The sequence below is a fragment of the Adhaeribacter sp. genome (assembly GCF_057359045.1).
On the sequence record NZ_JBMQUD010000020.1, the window covers coordinates 1 to 19,438 of the forward strand.

The 19,438-nt window shown below is 43.8% G+C and carries 19 protein-coding genes; 13 read left to right on the forward strand and 6 right to left on the reverse strand.

What is annotated here, in order from left to right; genetic code table 11:
* Positions 1-886 (reverse strand): ATP-binding cassette domain-containing protein (locus ACO1R6_RS03535; protein WP_486262230.1); only part of this gene is annotated, 886 nt, incomplete at its 3' end.
* 317 nt (positions 887-1,203) lie between these two features.
* Between ACO1R6_RS03535 and ACO1R6_RS03540 the strand changes: the two genes are divergently transcribed.
* From ACO1R6_RS03540 to ACO1R6_RS03555, 4 genes are all read left to right on the forward strand, one after another.
* A complete protein-coding gene (locus ACO1R6_RS03540; protein WP_486262231.1) occupies positions 1,204-2,508 on the forward strand; it encodes a DUF349 domain-containing protein in 1,305 nt (434 codons plus the stop codon).
* 72 nt (positions 2,509-2,580) lie between these two features.
* Positions 2,581-3,390, forward strand: a complete 810-nt coding sequence (locus ACO1R6_RS03545; RefSeq protein ID WP_486262232.1) for an outer membrane beta-barrel protein — start codon at positions 2,581-2,583, stop codon at positions 3,388-3,390.
* A 169-nt stretch (positions 3,391-3,559) separates the two neighbouring features.
* On the forward strand, positions 3,560-3,781 hold the full coding sequence (locus ACO1R6_RS03550) for a DUF2795 domain-containing protein (RefSeq protein WP_019948259.1): 222 nt from the start codon (positions 3,560-3,562) through the stop codon (positions 3,779-3,781).
* A gap of 77 nt (positions 3,782-3,858) precedes the next feature.
* Complete coding sequence (locus ACO1R6_RS03555) at positions 3,859-4,587, forward strand: ABC transporter ATP-binding protein (RefSeq protein WP_486262234.1); 729 nt, start codon at positions 3,859-3,861, stop codon at positions 4,585-4,587.
* A 90-nt stretch (positions 4,588-4,677) separates the two neighbouring features.
* On the opposite strand, the gene ACO1R6_RS03560 is transcribed toward ACO1R6_RS03555, so the two are convergent.
* Positions 4,678-5,571 carry a glycerophosphodiester phosphodiesterase gene (locus ACO1R6_RS03560; protein WP_486262237.1) on the reverse strand — a complete coding sequence of 298 codons (894 nt, stop codon included), beginning with the start codon at positions 5,569-5,571 and terminating at the stop codon, positions 4,678-4,680.
* Between the two features lie 256 nt (positions 5,572-5,827).
* Between ACO1R6_RS03560 and ACO1R6_RS03565 the strand changes: the two genes are divergently transcribed.
* The gene (locus ACO1R6_RS03565; protein ID WP_486262238.1) at positions 5,828-7,450 is read left to right on the forward strand and encodes a glycosyltransferase family 39 protein; all 1,623 of its coding nucleotides are present in this window, start codon (positions 5,828-5,830) and stop codon (positions 7,448-7,450) included.
* An 8-nt stretch (positions 7,451-7,458) separates the two neighbouring features.
* Here ACO1R6_RS03565 and ACO1R6_RS03570 read toward each other — a convergent pair whose 3' ends face one another.
* Positions 7,459-8,328 carry a UbiA family prenyltransferase gene (locus ACO1R6_RS03570; protein ID WP_486262240.1) on the reverse strand — a complete coding sequence of 290 codons (870 nt, stop codon included), beginning with the start codon at positions 8,326-8,328 and terminating at the stop codon, positions 7,459-7,461.
* A gap of 263 nt (positions 8,329-8,591) precedes the next feature.
* A complete protein-coding gene (locus ACO1R6_RS03575) occupies positions 8,592-9,155 on the reverse strand; it encodes an inorganic diphosphatase (protein WP_486262242.1) in 564 nt (187 codons plus the stop codon).
* Between the two features lie 610 nt (positions 9,156-9,765).
* Here ACO1R6_RS03575 and modA point away from each other — a divergent pair.
* The 8 genes from modA (at position 9,766) to ACO1R6_RS03615 (ending at position 16,569) form a co-directional block, all read left to right on the forward strand.
* Positions 9,766-10,518, forward strand: coding sequence for a molybdate ABC transporter substrate-binding protein (gene modA / locus ACO1R6_RS03580; RefSeq protein ID WP_486262244.1), 753 nt, complete (start codon positions 9,766-9,768; stop codon positions 10,516-10,518).
* A gap of 10 nt (positions 10,519-10,528) precedes the next feature.
* Complete coding sequence (locus ACO1R6_RS03585; protein WP_486262246.1) at positions 10,529-10,936, forward strand: TOBE domain-containing protein; 408 nt, start codon at positions 10,529-10,531, stop codon at positions 10,934-10,936.
* A gap of 1 nt (position 10,937) precedes the next feature.
* The gene (gene modB, locus ACO1R6_RS03590; RefSeq protein ID WP_486262247.1) at positions 10,938-11,609 is read left to right on the forward strand and encodes a molybdate ABC transporter permease subunit; all 672 of its coding nucleotides are present in this window, start codon (positions 10,938-10,940) and stop codon (positions 11,607-11,609) included.
* Positions 11,610-11,732: 123 nt separating this feature from the next.
* Positions 11,733-12,605: an ABC transporter ATP-binding protein gene (locus ACO1R6_RS03595; RefSeq protein WP_486262248.1), complete on the forward strand. Its 873-nt coding sequence runs from the start codon at positions 11,733-11,735 to the stop codon at positions 12,603-12,605.
* 183 nt (positions 12,606-12,788) lie between these two features.
* On the forward strand, positions 12,789-14,450 hold the full coding sequence (locus ACO1R6_RS03600) for an FAD-dependent monooxygenase (protein ID WP_486262250.1): 1,662 nt from the start codon (positions 12,789-12,791) through the stop codon (positions 14,448-14,450).
* Positions 14,451-14,563: 113 nt separating this feature from the next.
* Positions 14,564-14,938, forward strand: a complete 375-nt coding sequence (gene crcB, locus ACO1R6_RS03605; protein WP_486262252.1) for a fluoride efflux transporter CrcB — start codon at positions 14,564-14,566, stop codon at positions 14,936-14,938.
* 72 nt (positions 14,939-15,010) lie between these two features.
* A complete protein-coding gene (locus ACO1R6_RS03610; RefSeq protein WP_486262275.1) occupies positions 15,011-15,184 on the forward strand; it encodes an MmcQ/YjbR family DNA-binding protein in 174 nt (57 codons plus the stop codon).
* Between the two features lie 239 nt (positions 15,185-15,423).
* On the forward strand, positions 15,424-16,569 hold the full coding sequence (locus ACO1R6_RS03615) for a hypothetical protein (protein WP_486262253.1): 1,146 nt from the start codon (positions 15,424-15,426) through the stop codon (positions 16,567-16,569).
* A gap of 255 nt (positions 16,570-16,824) precedes the next feature.
* Here ACO1R6_RS03615 and atpG read toward each other — a convergent pair whose 3' ends face one another.
* Both atpG and atpA read right to left on the reverse strand, forming a co-directional pair.
* Positions 16,825-17,718: an ATP synthase F1 subunit gamma gene (gene atpG / locus ACO1R6_RS03620; protein WP_486262255.1), complete on the reverse strand. Its 894-nt coding sequence runs from the start codon at positions 17,716-17,718 to the stop codon at positions 16,825-16,827.
* 113 nt (positions 17,719-17,831) lie between these two features.
* Positions 17,832-19,415 carry a F0F1 ATP synthase subunit alpha gene (atpA, locus tag ACO1R6_RS03625; RefSeq protein ID WP_486262257.1) on the reverse strand — a complete coding sequence of 528 codons (1,584 nt, stop codon included), beginning with the start codon at positions 19,413-19,415 and terminating at the stop codon, positions 17,832-17,834.
* Positions 19,416-19,438: the final 23 nt, after the last annotated feature.

Here is a 19,438-nt window from a genome sequence, read left to right on the forward strand (position 1 = left end):
CGTAATTACCCAAACGGGCTTTTGATTTGGCTTGCCGGGCTTTCGGCGACATGCGGGCCCACTCTAACTCGCGTTGTAAGGTTTTCTGGCGCTTGCTTTCCTGCTTTTCTTCTTTGGCTAAACGGGCGGCTTTTTGCTCCAGCCAGCTCGAGTAATTTCCTTTCCACGGAATACCTTCGCCGCGGTCCAGTTCCAGAATCCAGCCGGCTACGTTGTCCAGAAAGTACCGGTCGTGGGTTACGGCAATTACGGTGCCTTTGTACTGTTGCAAATGTTGCTCCAGCCATAACACCGATTCGGCATCTAAGTGGTTGGTAGGCTCATCCAGTAATAAAACATCGGGCTCCTGTAGCAACAGGCGGCACAAAGCCACGCGGCGCTTTTCACCACCCGATAGATTACCTATAATGGCCTCACCTGCGGGTGTACGCAAAGCATCCATGGCCCGCTCCAGTTTATTATCCAGTTCCCAGGCATTGTGCTGGTCTAGTTTTTCCTGCACCTCGCCCTGGCGGGTTAAAAGTTTATCGTAATCGGCATCAGGGTCGGCAAAGGCTTCGTTTATTTCGTCGAACTCTTTTAGAAGGGCTACTATTTCGGCCACACCTTCTTCTACAATTTCTTTTACGGTTTTGGTGGGGTCTAGCTGCGGCTCTTGTTCCAGGTAACCTACCGAATAACCCGCCGAAAAAGCAACATCGCCCTGGTAAGCTTTATCTACGCCGGCAATAATTTTTAACAGGCTAGATTTTCCCGAACCATTTAAACCCAGTACGCCTATTTTTGCACCGTAAAAAAAAGAAAGATAAATATTTTTAAGAACCTGTTTTTGCGGCGGATAAATTTTATTTACACCCGCCATTGAAAAAATAACTGTTTCGCTCATTTCGTTTTTCTTCGTAAAATATTCGTTTTAACTAAAACCAGTTAAATTTAACTGCTCAAAGCACTATTTATAGAAAATAGGCGCTGCTTAGATGATCACTACCGGCTTGCAGCCGTAAAAAAGCAAATTTAAGGTAAGTCGGGTAAGGAAAACAACCTGAAACCAGTATTATAAAAACTTTTTACCCGGCATTAAGTATATTCTAACGCCTATATTTTGAGATATTCCCGGTACAAATATCGGAAAAAACAGGAGCTACCGGCTTTTGGAATAATATAAAGTTGTAAACTTGTAAAATTTTTTTGTTCATCCGGTCAATGGAAAATAAAGACTATCTGGAAGAGGCCCGCCAATACGGTTTTATACAAAACAACGAGGTTTGGCTTAAGCCCTTCATGAATTATCCGGCCCGTAAGGTTGGCGAAGTAAAAGACGTAGAAGAAGAGTCGCTGCAATATTTTGCGTACCGTTTCGAAATGTTTCGGGAAAAGGTAAATGCCCTGCTGGCTAAAATAGAAGAGTCGGAAAACAAAGGCTCTTTTCTGATGAAGGTGATGCACCTGAAAGAGCAGGTTGAAAAATACGATGCGCTAGGCGATTTTGAAGCTATTTACAACCAACTTACCCAAGCCGAAAACGAAATAAAGGCATCGATTAGCCGCAACCGCGATAAAAACCTGAACGCCAAAGTAGCCCTGATTACTGAGGCCGAAGCGTTGCAGGACAGCATCGATTGGAAAGGCACCACCGAAAAGCTAAAAGAAATTCGCCAGAACTGGATTAAAACCGGTCCGGTAGATAAAGCCATTGCCGATGAAATAGAAGAACGCTTCCGGAATGCTGTAGAAACCTTTTTCCAGCGTAAAAAAGATTTTTACGAAGACAAGCAAAGCTTGCTGAATCGTACCCTGGATAAGTATAAAGATTTAATTCATAAAGCCGAGGCTATCCAAAACTCCGAAGATTGGGAGGGCACTACCCAAAAGCTGAAAGAGTACCAGCAAGCCTGGAAACAAATTGGCGGCAATTTGCCCCGCAAAACCACCAACGACCTCTGGAACCGCTTCCGGAAAGCAAATAATCATTTCTTCGAACGCCTGAAAAACCGCATTACCCAAACCAAAACCGAATCGAAAGACCGGTATTTTGAGGAAAACCTGGCTAAAAAACGCGATTTGGTAGAAGAAGCCGAAGCTTTGATTAACAGCGAAGTGCAAAAGGCGGTGCCCCGGGCTAAAGAATTACAAGCCGCCTGGAAAACCGTAGGACCCGTAAAAGGCGAAGAATCGGACCGGTTGTGGGAACGGTTTATTGTGGCTTGCGATAAAATATTTGAAATGAGCAGCCTGGAACATTACCTGCGCAAGAAAAATATGGGCGGCAAAACCAACCCTGCCGAGCACGTAACGCTACGGGTAAACGCACTGCGCGAATTTATTAAATCTGATAAGCAGGAACTGGAAGTACTCGAAACCAATTTAGGTAAACTGGCCGATACACCCGGTAACGAAACCTTCCGGAATATGCTGCAAAGCAAAATCAGAGGGTTTAACCGCAAAATTAAAACCAAGCAAGAGCTCATCGACCTTATTAAAAATAAACAACAGCCCGCCGGCGAATAACCAGCACTGTAACTTCAACCTTTGTAAAGGGCGTATACATAACCAAACTTTGGTAATTGTAATACGCCCTTTATGATTAAAGTCCGTTACTTCTTTCTGCTTTTGGGTTGCTGGTTTATTGCGCTTTCGGTACAAGCCCAAGATACAGTTGTTTATGCCCAGCAAACCCGTAAACTAAAAGGCAATTTTCATGTGGGTTTAACTACGGCCCTCAACAGCACCTGGATTAAGGTGGATAACGAAGAAGAAAATAACCAGCATTACAAATACCGCAAAACCTTTAGAATGGCACCGGTAGGCTTGCAGGTAGGCTATAAATTTAACGACCGCCACGATACGTTTATAGAGGCTTATTTATCTAGCCAAGGCCAGCAATATACCCTCACCGACGATGCCGGCAATGCGGTAGGCAAAAAAAATATTGCCCTTACTTACCTGCAACTGCCCTTGCTCTGGAAATTTGCCTCCGGCGATGCTACCCGGTTCAACCTCTTTTTTGGTCCGCAGGTTGGTTTTTTAATTAAAGGCCAAGAAACAAACCGCTTTGACAAAACTACTACGGCTACCATTGCCGGTGGCAGCACCAAAACCATTCCGGCGGGTACTTACACCCTGGCGCATAAACAAAAGAACCAATCCTTAACCAAAGATGCCGGAGGTTTTCATGCCGTAGACCCCACGGTAGTATTGGGTTTAGGCCTGGAAAAAGACATTACCGACAAAATGTATCTATCTGCTAATGTACGGTTTAATTACGGTTTCCGCGACATACGCGATACCGAAACCACCCGCGATGCCTACGACTTGGACCACTACATATTGCGGTATAACCTATTTGGCGGTTTACAGGTAGGAGTTCATTATAACTTTGTTAAACTTTAAGTTAAACAAAATATTAAAGGAGCATCAAACATTTGGCTTGGTTTACTCGTTGTCAGTTAAAAATAAAACATAACAGACATCTATATTTAATAAAATTGATATTTGTTTTTGATAATTTTTTTTTAAATTTTGCAAACAGTTTTTTAAAGTTACTTAAGGAGAAAATGATATGTATTGGACACTGGAATTAGCCTCATACCTGGAAGATGCCCCTTGGCCGGCAACAAAAGACGAATTGATCGATTACTCAATTCGTTCGGGCGCGCCGATGGAGGTAGTAGAGAACCTGCAAGCCCTCGAAGACGACGGACAGCCTTATGAAAATATTGAGGAAGTTTGGCCAGATTATCCAACCAAGGAAGACTTCATGTTTAATGAGGATGAGTACTAATTTTAATTAGGAATTAAGAATTATGGATTAAAAATTTCAGCATTTTTAATTTCTAATTTTTGATTCATAATTAAAATATGTTAGAAGTTAGAAACCTGGTTGCGGGCTACGAACAGCGTGTTCTTATCCGCAACCTTTTCTTTTGTGTACCAGTACCCGCGTTTGTAGCTATTGTGGGGCATAACGGTGCCGGAAAATCTACTTTTTTTAAAGCTTTAACGGGCAGTTTGCCTTATCAGGGCCAGATATTCGTAAATAACCGGCTGTTGCTACCCCATTCCAATCCGGCCAGTGCGGGCATTTTATCTTATTTGCCCCAAAAAAATACGGTTAATTTTCCTATCCGGGTCCGCGATTTGGTAGTGATGGGCTTGTTCCGGCACAAAAGATTTTTTCAGCAATATACCGACCTGGATTACGCGGCCGTAAGCCAACTCCTGCACCACCTGGAAATTGGCCATTTACTAAACCGGGAGTTTACGGAGCTATCGGGCGGCGAGCAACAACTGGTATGGCTGGCCCAGTTAATGCTCCAGGATGCCGCGCTCTGCCTCCTCGATGAGCCAACCCAGCAGTTAGATATTTACCACAAAAAGCGGGTATTTAGCCTGTTGCACCAATGGGTAACTACCCAAAATAAAATTGTATTGTGTATTACCCACGATTTGGCCAACCTGAACGGATACAGTGGCTATCTGTTAAATTTATCTAAACCGCAGCCAGTTTTAGAAGAACTATCGCCCGAAAGCATCCGGGCGAATATTTTATTTCTGGAGGAGAAAGAAGTAATGCCTGTCGCGCCATAGCACAGTATTCTGAGCGGCTATTGCGGGTGTTTTACGCCCGGCTTTTTGCCCGAAATATTACCTATAAAGCAAGGCCAATCGTTTCCCAGTTCATTTTACCATTTTAGCCATGGCCGCCACATTATTTACTTCTATGGCATCGGGCTGCAGCAAAATACTTTTGTAAATAGAGGCACTGGATTTAGGCCCAAATAGCACCACCTGCAGATTATGCGCCCGTGCCTGCTGCATTTTGTCAGTATCCATGGTGCGGCTATTCATGACCAAACCATGCAATTGATGTTGCAGTACCATAGCCAACGTTTTTTCAAAATCATCGACCATATCCAGCAAATAAGCGGCTTTGGGCTCTGCCTCCCGAATAGTTTGCAATAAAACCGGGTCGGGAGATATAAAAGTGAGCTTTTGTACAGGGTAATGGTATTGCTGGAATAATTTTAACAGCGAACGGGCATACAAGGCGTGGCGCGCCGGCCCTTCTTGCCTTAAATCGAGGTGCAGGTAAGGAATATCCGGATAATGTTGAAAATGGCGGACTAAATCTTCTAAGGCAATAATTTTTTCCTGGTGAAACAAATCATAAAAAGAATTCCCTTGGTACGGCAAACCAATTACTTCTTTCGCCGGTTTTTCTTCGATTAGGCCGGTACCCGTACTCATGGTATTTAATTGCGGATCGTGGTAAAGAATAGGAACGCTGTCCTGACTCAGGTGTATATCAACCTCCAGCCCCACTGCGCCTTCCTCTAAAGCCGTCAGCAGCGAGGTGAGGCTATTGGCCGGGTAAGGATTGAATGGGTTAAGTGGCGAATAAAAGCCCCGGCCGGCATGCCCAATTACCTGTACTTTTTTATGCGTAGGTGTAAGGGAATTTATTTGCCCCTGCCAATATAAATGGTAGCCCAACAGAATTGCCAGCCCGACTAAAAGCACCGCCCCGCCGCTTATTTTCAGACCTTTTTTAAAAGAAGATTTTTCTTTCATGCGGCAAAGATAAGGTCTGGCGGCAATAGCCAAATTATTCTGCGTCCGTTATCTTAATTATTCAGAATCTACGCTTTACTTACCGCTAATAATTTAATTTTATTTTTTCGGTTTCGGGTTAATAGAAATACCTTTGTCGCGGTAAAACAGTAGCCTAAGGGCTAAATCATACCATCGGCGCTATAATCTAGCCCCAAAACCTAAATTTATAATTAGTTTACAGCCCCAAAGCGGCTTAATTTTAAAGGCTCTTTTCATGCAATTGCGCAACTCGCCACCTAAAACGGTTTACGGCACCAATGCCCTCCCCGACCAAGTGGGTATTCACCACCGTTACGTTACGTCGCTAACGGTAGTCATGGTAATTGCTTTAGTTATCCGGTTAATTGCCGCCGTATTTTCCAAGGGTTTTGCTTTTCACGACGATCATTTTGATATTATTTCCATTGCCCAGGATTGGGTGTATGGCATACCTACCTGGCTAAACGAAGGTTTGCCGCCCCGGCACAGTATGTTTTACGCCGGCCTCCATTATGCCTTGTTTTACCTTTGCAACCAGCTTGGTTTTACTAGTCCGGAGGGTAAAATGCTGGTGGTGCGTTTACTGCACGGCGGCTATTCTTTGCTGATAGTTTTTTTTGGCTATAAAATTACCGCTTTATTAGCAGATAAGCGCCAGGCGCGGCTGGTAGGTTTAATGCTGGCTTTAATGTGGTTTATGCCCTTTATGAGCGTGCGCAACCTTGTAGAAATGGTTTGCATACCACCTTACCTGGCTGGTTTTTACCTATTGCTTAAAGCGGGCAAAGCCAATAACCTGAAAAATTACTTTAGCGCCGGCGCTTTATTTGCACTAGCTTTTGTTTTCCGGTACCATACTATTTTATTAGCCGGCGGCATTGGCTTGGTGTTGCTTTACAAACGGCAGTGGCTGGCCCTGCTTACCTTTGGCCTGGGCTTTTTGGTGCTGGCCACGCTTATCCAGGGCTCCATAGATTATATCTTTTTCGATTATCCGTTTCACTCGGTTGTTACTTACTTTGTGTACAATTCGGGCCACGCCCAGGATTTTAGTACCGGCCCCTGGTACCGGTTTTTACTTACCTTGCTGGGCTTTATGGTGCCGCCTATTAGCGTTTTCTTGTTGGTAGGCTATTCCCGTACCGCTAAACTGGCACCCATGCTATTTTGGGGAGCACTATTTTTTTTTGTAGCGCATTCTTTATTCCCGAATAAGCAAGAGCGATTTATTCTTCCTTTATATCCGCTCATCATGATTCTGGGCGTAATTGGCTGGCAAAGCTTTGTACGGCAGTCGGGTTATTGGCTGCGCAAACCCAGGTTACTAGCAGCCTGCTGGACTTTTTTCTGGGTACTTAATATATTGGTAGCTTTGGCCATGGCTTTAACTTATTCTAAAAAAAGCCGGGTTGCGCCGTTGGTATACTTGTCGCAGAAGCCCAATTTGCACGGTATTTTGCTGGAGTTTGGCAACCATAGTCTAAAAATGCCACCCTTGTTTTACCTGGGCCGCATAAGTGCCCAAGCCGAAGACTTTAAGCAAGACCCCAAAAACAGATGGCATCAGTTTAAAGCAACTAAGCCCCTACCCAATGATTTTGTGCTGGTTTACAGCTTAAACGATAAAAAAAGCCTGGATTCTTTAAAAGCCGAAATTATGCCGGGTTATACGCCCAATTACCTGGTAGTAGTGGGCCAGGACGAACTCCCCAGCCGATTGGCACGGGTGCAGCAATTATACCCCCATCTTAAACTGGAGCATAATATTAACCCATCTTTGTACGACCAGGTACTGCACCGGCTAAACCCGCGCGTACACAAAAACGAACAAATCGGCATTTACCGGATTTTACCTTAGCGTGGTTGTTAAACCTTAAACACCAGCAATAATAACAGTTGCAGCAGCATCATGCCATCGCCGGCCACGGCATAAAAGTATTCACTTCTGTCTGGGCCAGCGCTGGCTACCACCCAAGCCGTAATTCCCCCCGATAAAGCCAATGCCAAGGCATCATCTTTTTCCGGAATAAAAACCACCAGTAAGGCAAATAACAGTAAACTCAGCCAGGCTAAATATTTAGCCCACTGCACACCTATGGTGCCGGGCAAAGTAACGGTGCCCGTGGCTTTATCTCGCTCTATATCCCGGATATCGAAAACAATGGTAATGGCCAGCAAAAACAAAAAGCGCTGAGCAAAAAGTACCCAAACCAGAGACGTGAATATGGCTTGCTGGTTGGCCAGTAAAGGCAACCATACCGTTACACAGGTCCAGACATAAGCAATTAAAAAAGATTTAAGTAAAGGAATGTGGCGCAAGGGCCAATATTTACCCCGCACCGGCACTACCGGCACCGAATACAGCAAAGAAAGAATAGCTAGATGCCCTAAAAGCAATAAACAATGTTTATTGTATAGGGTCTGGAAAAACAAGTATACCGCTATCCCGGCGGCCAATATTAACGCGTAAACTAACTCCGATTGGTGCACCTGTACCCAGGCCCGCCGGCGCGAAAACTTTACTTGCTGCTGTCTTTTAGAAGGCAACAAGCTATCAAAATTGTAAAGCAACCAGGTGGCAAAAAAAACAAATAATGCCAATTGCACCGGCAAAGGCTGCCCCAGTAAAATACAGGTAGCCCAGCAAAGGCAAAAAGCACACGCAGCAATAAATATATTGCCAAAAAATAAATACCGGCCGGCAATCCTGATTAAACCTGGTACCAGAAAATTCAATTATTGGTTTTTTAAATTATGCTTACTTAAGTTTCTACGCTTTTAAAATAATTGGGAAGCAAATATATTTTAAAATTTGGCTCATGTTTATTTAGTATAACACCAGCTAATAAATACGATACCTGGCAAAGCTATAAAAGAAATAAGCCTGTTAGTACAGCAGCATTTAACTACCATGGCTAACAGGCTACAAATCCTGATTATTATTTTAGCGGTTTATCCTTATAAATTCAGGAATAATTACCCCTGCAATAGCTAAGAAACTACAAAACTTCTTGTAACTGATCTTTCCGGAAAGTATTGTTGTATAATTCAATGCTTTTCTGGATAATACCGTAGGCTTGCTCGCGGCCCAGGAATTGCTCTACAATTACTTCTTTGTTTTCTAACTTTTTATAATCTTCGAAGAACCGGCGAATTTCGAGTAAGGTATGGGGCGGCAGTTGCGATATATCGCTTATGTGGTTTACCGACATATCGTTTTTAGCCACCGCTATAATTTTGTCGTCTTCTTCGTTATTGTCTATCATTTGCATAACCCCAATTACTTTGGCTTCCAGAATACACATAGGCTGCACATCTATGGAGCAAATAACCAGAATATCTAAGGGGTCCTGGTCGTCGCAATACGTTTGCGGAATAAAGCCATAATTAGCGGGGTAATGGATAGATGAAAATAATACCCGGTCTAGCTTAAGCAAACCACTCTCTTTATCTAACTCGTATTTGGCTTTAGATCCTTTCGGTATTTCTATAATGCCGGTAACTTCTGATGGTGCATTCTCGCCGTAATTTACACTATGCCAGGGGTTGTTTTTTCTTGTCATGTAACTTAAACTTTTATCTATGCTGGTGCGGGAGCCACTTTACCACCAGCGCATCTGCTATCTATTTTTAAGGCTCCGGGTTTTATACGAAATTAAATTTGTTTAGTACAGGGTTTACCAGTCTCGCCACTGTTCTTTTTATTTGTTCAGCATTTACTATTACTGGGTAGCAATCAGGCTTTGTAACAGGCTCTTTTGTAATACCTTGATAGCGCTTTCTGTTGCTTTTACCCCAAACACCAAATAAGCAGGCGGGGTTTATACGTTAAACTAAGCCCAGCCTTAATACCAAATAAAAAATCACAATACTTTTCGGCAAATAAATCAATATTTTCTTAAAAATATTAGCCTTACTTAAAGGTTTGCTGGTGAAATCGGCTTTTTGTTGCTTTTTTTAGCGTTACAAAGATAACATACTCCCGCTGCTTTTTAGATTTTTTAACATAAAATGTATAGGCTTAGTAACTTAAAATATCTGTTTTAAAAACGAGCAGGCTCTTTGGTAAAACGAAATGCCGCCCCAACAAAAAAATGAGTAACTTACCGGCCTGCTTTAACCTGATATTAACGTAAGGGTTCTACGTTTAATGTATTAATTCCCAATCAGCTTATGTTTTTGTATCTGCTGTTTTATTTAATTTCCGGGTGGTTTGGTTCGCCGGTTCCCGAACAGCCTTTGCGGGTGGCCGTAGCCGCCAATGCCCAGTTTGTAGCCCAATTAATTAAAACTGCTTACGAAAAAGAAACCCAGCAAAAAGTAGAACTTATCTTAAGCTCATCGGGTAAACTTACCACCCAAATAAAACAAGGCGCGCCCTTCGATGTATTTCTTTCGGCCGATACCCAATATCCCGAAGCCTTGCAGCAGGCAGGTTTGCTGGCCGATCCGCCTAAAATTTATGCTTACGGCAGCCTGGTACTCTGGACGAATAAAAACCTGGATTTAACACCCGGTATAAAGGTTGTGTTGCAACCTGAAGTAAAAAAAATTGCTATTGCCAATCCGGAATTAGCTCCTTACGGACAAGCCGCCCTGAAAGCCCTGACCTATTATAAACTCGACCAGGCAGTGCAAGCTAAGTTAATATTTGCCGAAAGCGTAGCGCAGGTAAATCAATACGTACTATCGGGTGCGGCCGATGTGGGTTTTACGGCCAAAGCCATAGTGCTGGAACCCAAAATGCAAAACCAAGGCAAGTGGCTGGCGTTGCCGGCAAAATCTTACCCGCAGATTGCCCAGAGTGCCGCCCTGTTAAAATCGTCGCAAAAACGCAATCCGGCCAAAGCCCGGCAATTTTACAATTATTTATTCGGTACCCAAGCTCAAGCTATTTTCCGGAAATACGGTTATCTTACCCGATAAAAAATAAGTTATGAACCAGCTTACCGGCATCATTACCGCTGTAGAATCGGCGCAGGATATTTCGTTGGTTACGGTAGCGGCCCACCACGAAAATTTTTCGGCTTTGGTAATAGATACCCCCGCAACAGCGGCTTACTTAAAATCTAACCAAGCGGTTACCATTATTTTTAAAGAAACCGAAATGGCCATCGCTAAAAATTTAACCGGGGGTTTAAGTTTACGCAACCGCTTTCCGAGTATTATTCAGGCTATTCAAAGCGGTAAAATCCTGACGAGCGTACAACTAAATTTTAAAGGGCAAATGCTGTGCGCCATTATTACTACCCGTTCGGCCCAGGAATTACAACTAACTGTAGGCGATGCGGTAGTGGGCCTGGTAAAATCGAACGAAATTTCTTTACAGGAAACGGCTTTTTAACATGCAGATAGATTGGCAACCTTTGTGGCTTAGCTTGCAACTGGCTGCTCTAACCACCGCTTTACTCTTGTTTTTAGGTTTGCCCCTGGCCTTGTGGCTGGCCCGTACCAAGTCGCGTTTAAAACCGGTAGCCGAAGCTATTATTAGTTTGCCGTTGGTGCTGCCACCATCGGTGCTGGGCTTTTATTTGCTGCTGGCTTTTAGCCCCGCAAGTGCATTGGGCCAGGTTTTAAGTGAATATTTTAACTTGTCGCTGGTGTTTTCTTTTACCGGTCTGGTAATTGGGTCTATTATTTACAGTTTACCTTTTATGGTGCAGCCGCTGCAGGCCGGGTTGGTTGGGTTGCCAGCCACTTTAACCGAAGCCTCTTATACCTTGGGGCACTCTAAAATACAAACCCTTTTCCGGGTGCTGCTGCCCAACATTAAACCTGCTTTGCTTACTGGCACCGTATTATCTTTTGCCCATACCCTCGGCGAATTTGGTTTGGTACTCATGATTGGCGGTAGTATTCCCGGCGAAACCCGGGTAGTGTCCATTGCCATTTACCACGAAGTAGAAACTTTAAATTTTGCCGCCGCCCATGTGTATTCAATTATTTTACTCTTACTCGCTTTCGGCATTTTGCTCACGGTTTACCTCCTGAATAAAAAACTAGTAAAGCCTTTCTAAAAATTCAGGTTATATTTCCGTCAGGAAACCAGCTTAAAATAAATTGGCTTTGACTTTTATATGGTCCTAATTTGCCTGATTATAGACCATTGGCTCCCGCTACCTTAAAATATTACCTGCGCCATGATTAAAATAAATATCCGGAAAAGCTTACTGATGGCCGCCGGTAAAACCGATTTAGCTATAGACTTGGAACTGGAAGCGGGCAGTTTTTATACGCTTTACGGCAAATCGGGGGCAGGCAAAACCACTATTCTTAAAATATTGGCCGGGTTGGTTACGCCCGATGCGGGTTATATTTCGGTAAACGGACAAGTATGGCTCGATACTGCCCAGAAAATTAACCTGCCGCCGCAAAAAAGACATTTGGGTTTTGTGTTCCAGGATTATGCCTTGTTCCCAAATATGACGGTCCGCGAAAATTTACAATATGCTTTTTCGGGGCAACCTGATAACCAATTAATTGATAATTTACTCGAACGTGCCGATTTACAGCACCTCGCCAACCGTAAACCAGCAACCTTATCGGGCGGACAGCAACAGCGTGTGGCTTTGCTGCGGGCTTTGGTCCGGCGGCCACCTATTTTATTGCTCGACGAACCGCTCTCGGCTTTAGATCTGGAAATGCGCCAGGCTTTGCAAAACGAAATATATGCGCTCCACAAAAGCTTCCAGACCACTACCCTGCTCGTCAGTCACCAACTATCCGAAATTTACCGTTTATCCGACTATATTATTCACCTCGATAATGGCCAGGTTATGGCCCAGGGTACACCCGCGCAGGTAATCGGGCAAGAACGCCTCAGTAGTAAAATTCAGCTAATCGGCGAAATATTAAATATACGGGCGAACGAAGTTGTTTTTATTCTGGATATTTTAATCGGCAATAATATTATTCAAACCATTGCTACCCCCAACGAAGTAGTAAACCTGCGGCCCGGCGACCAGGTGAAAGTTTCGGCCAAAGCTTTTAATCCCATTGTTACTAAAATTTAGTAATTTATACAGCTCTTTGGCTATCAATCACTAATATTTAAAATAAAGCCAGTTTCTTTCCCGGCAACGCTATAACCCTATTATAAAGCCAATATTGGTACAGGTATTTACGTAATATATTAATGGGCTTATCTTTTAAAGTCTGCTTCGGCCGGGAGCCGAACCTTTACGTATCTTTGCTACATGGCCAAATCCAGAAAACATATTCCCGTGCTAATTGTGGGGGCCGGTCCGTCGGGCCTAATGCTGGCTTGCCAGTTAGCCATACGGGGGTTGTCGTTCCGGATTATAGACCGGCGCAGCGGCCCCACCGATAAGTCGAAAGCGTTAGCGGTACAAGCCCGCACACTCGAAATATTTGAACAAATGGGTATTGCGCCAGATGCTTTAAAGGCCGGCCAAACAGCTACTGGTTTAAACTTTATTGTTCAGGGCCGCTGGATTCAAAATATTAATTTGCACGGCATTGGCGCGGGTCAGAGTCCTTACCCGTATGTTTTTATGCTGGAGCAAAGCCAAACTGAACGCATTTTGCTGGAATTTCTGGCTCGCTACCACGTACATGTAGAATGGCAAACCGAACTCCGCAAGCTTAAGCCTGCCAAAATCCCGATAAGAGCTACGTTGCATTACAAAGACATCTCGGAAGAAGAAGTTACCTGCGATTACCTGGTTGGGGCCGATGGTGCCCGCAGCCAGGTGCGACAAACGTTAGACATGCCGTTTACGGGTGGTACTTACGAGCATACTTTTTTAGTAGCCGATACCCAGGTAAATTGGTCGTATAACCACGATGAAATATTTCTGTGCCTGGCCGATAAAACGTTTGCCGGCTTTTTCCCGTTGGCGGGCCACAAGCGGTACCGGGTAGTTAGTATGGTACCACCCCATTTACAAAACCAACCTAACCTTACTTTTGAGCAAGCAGCTTTATACCTGCAAAAGCAACTGGGCATTGCGGTACAATTCACGGATACGTCCTGGTTTTCGACGTACCAAGTACACCACCGGTATGCCCGGCATTTTAGCCAGGGGGCCTGTTTTTTAATAGGCGATGCGGCGCATATACATAGCCCCGTAGGTGGCCAGGGCATGAATACCGGCTTACAAGATGCGTACAATCTGGCCTGGAAATTGGCTTTGGTGCTACATGGGTCGGCTACGGAAGAAATATTGCACAGCTACTCTGCCGAGCGCTTGCCCATAGCCAAAACCTTAGTAGCCACCACCGACCGGGCTTTTAGCCTGTTAATAAGTAAAAATTTCTTTTTACGTTTTATGCGTTTAAAAATATTGCCTTACCTGCTGGGTAAATTTTTGCGTCCTAATGTACTGCGGGCCGAACTTTTCCGGCGGGTTTCGCAAATTGGTATTCGGTACCGAAAAAGCCGGCTCTCGGTAACACCAGCAGAAGGCAATCATTTCCCGGAAGAAGCGCCCCAACCTGGCGACCGGGTACCTTTTACCCAGGTTTTTAGTTACGATTACGAAAAGCTGGTGAGTATTTATTCGTTGTTACGAAACCCCTATTTTACTTTACTCATCTTTAAAAGCAGCTTTGGTACCGACCGGGCCGAACAACTACAAGAGGAGTTAGAAACGGCATTGCAACCCTATTTACCCCAACTGGTAAAAACGTATTTGATTTACCCGCATGAGCACAATCATCCGGTTTATTCTTTATTTGGCATTACCGAAGATGCTTTTTATCTCGTTCGACCAGATAATTACATAGCCTTCCGGTGTCAGCCAGCCAGTGTAGAGAGCTTGCTAAACTATTTAACAACTACTTTACATATTACTTCCCAACCCATTACATCGTCCGCCCCACCCATAAACGATTAAAGACTTCTTTAATACATGCAGGTAGCTAAGTTGCTGCTAATTAAAATAAATACGGATTTTAGTCAAAAGTGCAAAACGCCGCATTTTAAAGAATAAATTTTAACTTCGTTGGTATGAAAGATTTTTTACTCGTTTTTATAGGCGGGGGCATGGGCAGTATGTGTCGATTTGGTTTAGGCCGGCTATTTTATTTTAATTCGGTTACAATTTTCCCGGTTGCTACGCTCCTGATTAATATTTTAGCTTGTTTAATTTTAGGTTTTTTTCTCGGCTACCAAAATTTTAAAGCTATTGCTAACCCGGGTTTAAAATTGCTGTTAGCAGTAGGCTTTTGCGGCGGCTTTAGTACCTTTTCAACGTTTAGCAGCGAAACCCTTATTTTGCTCCGGAATGGCCAAACCTTACTGGCTTTGGGTAATATTTTTATGAGTGTAGCCTTATGCCTGCTGGCCACCTGGGGCGGATTACAATTGGCCAAGGCTTTCTAAATATTATTACAACAACTAATAATAGGTTTCAGGTTTAACGAGTAATACCTGACCATAGAGGACCTACAGTAGATTTGCGGTAACTTAACCAGTGTAACACATGATATTAAATGGGAAGACCACTTGTGTTTTAACGTGGGCAATAAAATGTTTCTAACTACCTCGCCTGATTCAGTGCCGCCCACAGCTTCTTTTAAGGTGCCCGCCGAAGAGTTTGAAGAAACTCTAGCTAGACGCGGCTTCTGACCAGCGCAATATCTGGCCCGCTACGCTTGGGTATATGTAGACGATATAAACCGATTAACCAGACAAAAGAGAATTTGGTTTTACCGTATAAAGCCTGAATACTGGTAAAATATTGCCTCTTAGCAATTGTTTAACTTTGGTTTGCTTTAAATATTATGCAGCAATGGCGCGCTATTCAGCTTATAAATCATAAAATACCAACATATCGTGCGGTTACAAACTTTCTAATTTAAGTTCTTATGCCAAAATCTCGTAAGAAAGCTACCCCGGAAACAGCAAACCCGGAAAAAGGGCTAACTATTGGTAAACAACAGCACCAGGTGCTCAGCAAGCCCCAGCAAACCTTTAACCGTTTGGTAAAAAGAATTGAAAGACTTCAGCAGGAAATAACCGACACAAACCGGATTCTGGGCGAGAAATTAGAATATTATGGTAAACACATCCATCCGCTGGAGCAGCATTCGGTAGAATTGAGAAAGCAGATGGTCAAGTTGCTTTTCCCTTTTTATACCGCTAAAAAGCCTTTAGGTAAAAGAGATAAGCAGGTACTTAAAGAAATATTGATTAGCCAACTTAACAGTATTCTTTCTTTAGATCCGGCAGAACCGGATGCGGAACTGCAAGAAATTTTTCAGGAATTGGAAGGCATGAGCTTAAAAGAAGCGGCCGACCATGACCTGGAAATGATGAAAAGCCAAATGACGGATATGTTCGAAAGTTTCGGTTTCCAGATGAATTTTGACGACCTACACCCCGACATGAGTGAAGAAGACCTCATGCAGAAAATGCAGGAAATGGCAGACCATGTAAATGAGCAAAACCATGCATTTGGAAACCGGCAATCAGCACGTAAAAAGACCAAAAAACAACGGGAAAAAGAAGAACGGGAAAGACAAGCGGCCGAAATTAAAAACAAAAGCATTGGCCGGATATATAAACAATTAGCCAAGGTGTTGCACCCAGATTTAGAGCAAGACCCCGGACAGAAAGCTTATAAAGAGTTACGGATGCGCGAACTTACCGCCGCTTACGAAAAAAATGACCTGCACACGCTCTTGCGCTTAGAGCTGGAGTGGCTGCAAAAAGAAGAAAGCAATTTAGAGCAGCTAACCAACGAAAAGCTGAATATTTATAATGAGGTACTAAAAGAGCAAGCTGCCGAACTGGAAGAAGAGGCTCAAGCACAATTGCAGCACCCGCGTTACCAGCCTTTGTTCCGTTTTGTTATGTTCCCCGCCGATCTAAAATGGCTGAACATGCCCGAACAAAAGAAAAACTTAGATAAAACCGCAAAAAGTCTGGAGAAAAGCATTAGCCGTTTAGGCGGTTCAGAAGCCCTGGAAGAAATAAAAGAAGTAATCAGTTATTTCCGGCAAGTGTATTAAATAATACGGTCTGAATCTTTAAAACCAAGAATAATTAGCGCATTACTTCAATTGTGCTGAAATAAATATTTACTTTTTCAGCCTGATTGCTGCTTTGATCTGATAAACCATGTTTATTTACCTCGGTTTAAGGGAAAGATGAAGGTTATAAAGCATTTTGTTTTGCGGGCATCTGTATGTCATAAATCAGCCAAATGAATACATAAAAAAAACGCTCCTGGTTTAGGAGCGTTTCTAAATATATCTTAACTAAACTTACCGGCTGGCCGCTAAAGCTTCGGCTCCACCCACAATCTCGAGGATTTCGGTAGTGATTGCCGCTTGGCGCGAACGGTTATAGGTAAGTTTAAGCTCTTTCAATAATTCACCGGCATTATCGGTTGCTTTGTCCATAGCCGTCATTCGGGCACCGTGCTCCGAGGCATTCGATTCCAACACAGCTTTGTATACTTGTATTTTTAAAGATTTTGGTATCAGCTCCCGGATTATTTCTTCTTTGTTTGGCTCAAAAATATAATCTGTTACCGTACCGGCAGTGGTTGCTTCTACCGGGTTATTCTCCTCAATCGGTAAAAATTGTTCGGTCCGGATAATTTGGGTGGCCACGTTTTTAAATTCGTTGTAAACAATATCTACCCGATCGTAATATCCGGTTGTAAAACGTTCCATGGCGTACTCGGCCGCTTCCCGTACCGTATCAAAAGATAAATTGGCAAAAATATTGGTGTAATTGCCTATCACTTTAAATCCACGGCGGCTTAACGACTCGTTACCTTTTTTACCAATAGTTAAAATTTCTACATTGCCAGCGGCTAACTGGGCTCTGTAGTTGTCATTAACCAGGCTGGTTACGGTTTTACTGATATTAGCATTAAAAGCACCCGCCAAACCCCGGTCAGATGTAATGGCTATTACCAATACCCGGTTTATTTCACGTTTCTGGCTATAAACATTGGGTACGGCATCATCCGTCAGACGCGATAAATTAGCTAATATGCTGCTCAAACGTTGGGCGTAAGGGCGCATCCGGATAATACTGTCCTGAGCACGTCTTAATTTAGCCGCCGCCACCATTTTCATGGCTTTGGTAATTTGCTGGGTAGAGCTTACCGATACAATACGGCTACGTACTTCTTTTAAACTGGCCATTTATTTTTCTATTGCCTTAAGCTAAACTAGCTTTACTTATTTAATAAGGAACTCTAATAATAAACAGAAATAAAGCACCTTACCTAACTAAAACCAGACAAGGTGCTTTTTAACTATTGGTTTCTATAACGGGCAGAAAGATCTTTCGCCGTTTGCTTAATAGCACTAATTGCGCTGTCTTCTAACTTTCCGGCTTTTAATAACTTTAAAGCATCGGGGTGCGATGTACGCATCGTTACCAGAAAATCTTTTTCAAAAGCTCTTACTTCGTTTACCGGCACATCGTCCAGCAAGCCGTTGGTACAGCAGTAAATAATAGCTACTTGCTCTTCTACTGATACCGGCGAGAATTGCGGTTGCTTTAATACTTCCAGGTTGCGGCGGCCCCGCTCAATGGTAAGTTTGGTAGAGGCATCTAAGTCAGAACCAAATTTAGCAAATGCTTCCAGTTCCCGGAACTGCGCCTGATCCAACTTAAGGGTACCAGCCACTTTTTTCATGGATTTAATCTGAGCGTTACCACCTACCCGCGATACCGAAATACCTACGTTAATAGCCGGACGAATACCCGAGTTAAACAAGTTGGTTTCCAGGAATATCTGACCATCGGTAATAGAGATTACGTTGGTGGGAATATACGCCGAAACGTCACCAGCTTGGGTTTCGATAATTGGCAATGCAGTTAACGAACCACCACCTTTTACCAAAGGCTTAATCGACTCGGGTAAGTCGTTCATGTTACGGGCAATTTCGTCGGAAGCGTTAATTTTAGCGGCCCGCTCTAACAAGCGAGAGTGCAGATAAAATACGTCACCGGGGTATGCTTCGCGTCCTGGCGGACGACGCAGTAACAAAGATACTTCGCGGTAAGCCACCGCCTGTTTTGATAAATCGTCGTAAACTACCAGAGCCGGACGGCCGGTATCGCGGAAGAACTCGCCGATAGCCGCACCGGTAAAGGGTGCAAAGAACTGCATTGGCGCGGGATCAGAAGCGGCAGCGGCTACTACCACAGTGTAATCCATGGCACCACCTTGTTGCAGGGCATTTACCACCTGCGCAATGGTAGAAGCTTTCTGGCCTACGGCTACGTAAATACAGAAAACCGGCTCACCTCTTTCAAAAAACTCGCGTTGGTTGATAATAGTATCAATGGCTACGGCCGATTTACCCGTTTGACGGTCGCCGATGATTAACTCCCGCTGGCCCCGGCCTACCGGAATCATCGAGTCAATCGCTTTAATACCAGTTTGCATAGGCTCATTTACCGGCTGACGGAAAATTACACCTGGTGCTTTTCTTTCCAGTGGCATGTCGTACAGGTCGCCGGTTATCGGGCCTTTACCGTCAATAGCCAGACCTAAGGTATTTACTACCCGGCCTACCACGCCATTACCTACTTTAATTGAGGCAATTTTATTTGTCCGTTTTACGGTATCACCTTCTTTTATTTCGCTGTAGTCGCCAAGCATTACGGCTCCTACGTTGTCTTCTTCCAGGTTAAGTACGAGCGCCTGTAATCCGTTATCGAACTCCAAAAGCTCTCCCGACTGGGCTTTAGATAAGCCATAAATACGGGCTACGCCATCACCAACCTGCAGTACGGTGCCAACTTCCTGTAGCTCGGCTTCGGTTCGGAAATCGGATAGTTGTTCCCTTAATATTGCGGATACTTCATCAGGTCTTACTTCTGCCATGATATATTTTTATTAATTCTGTT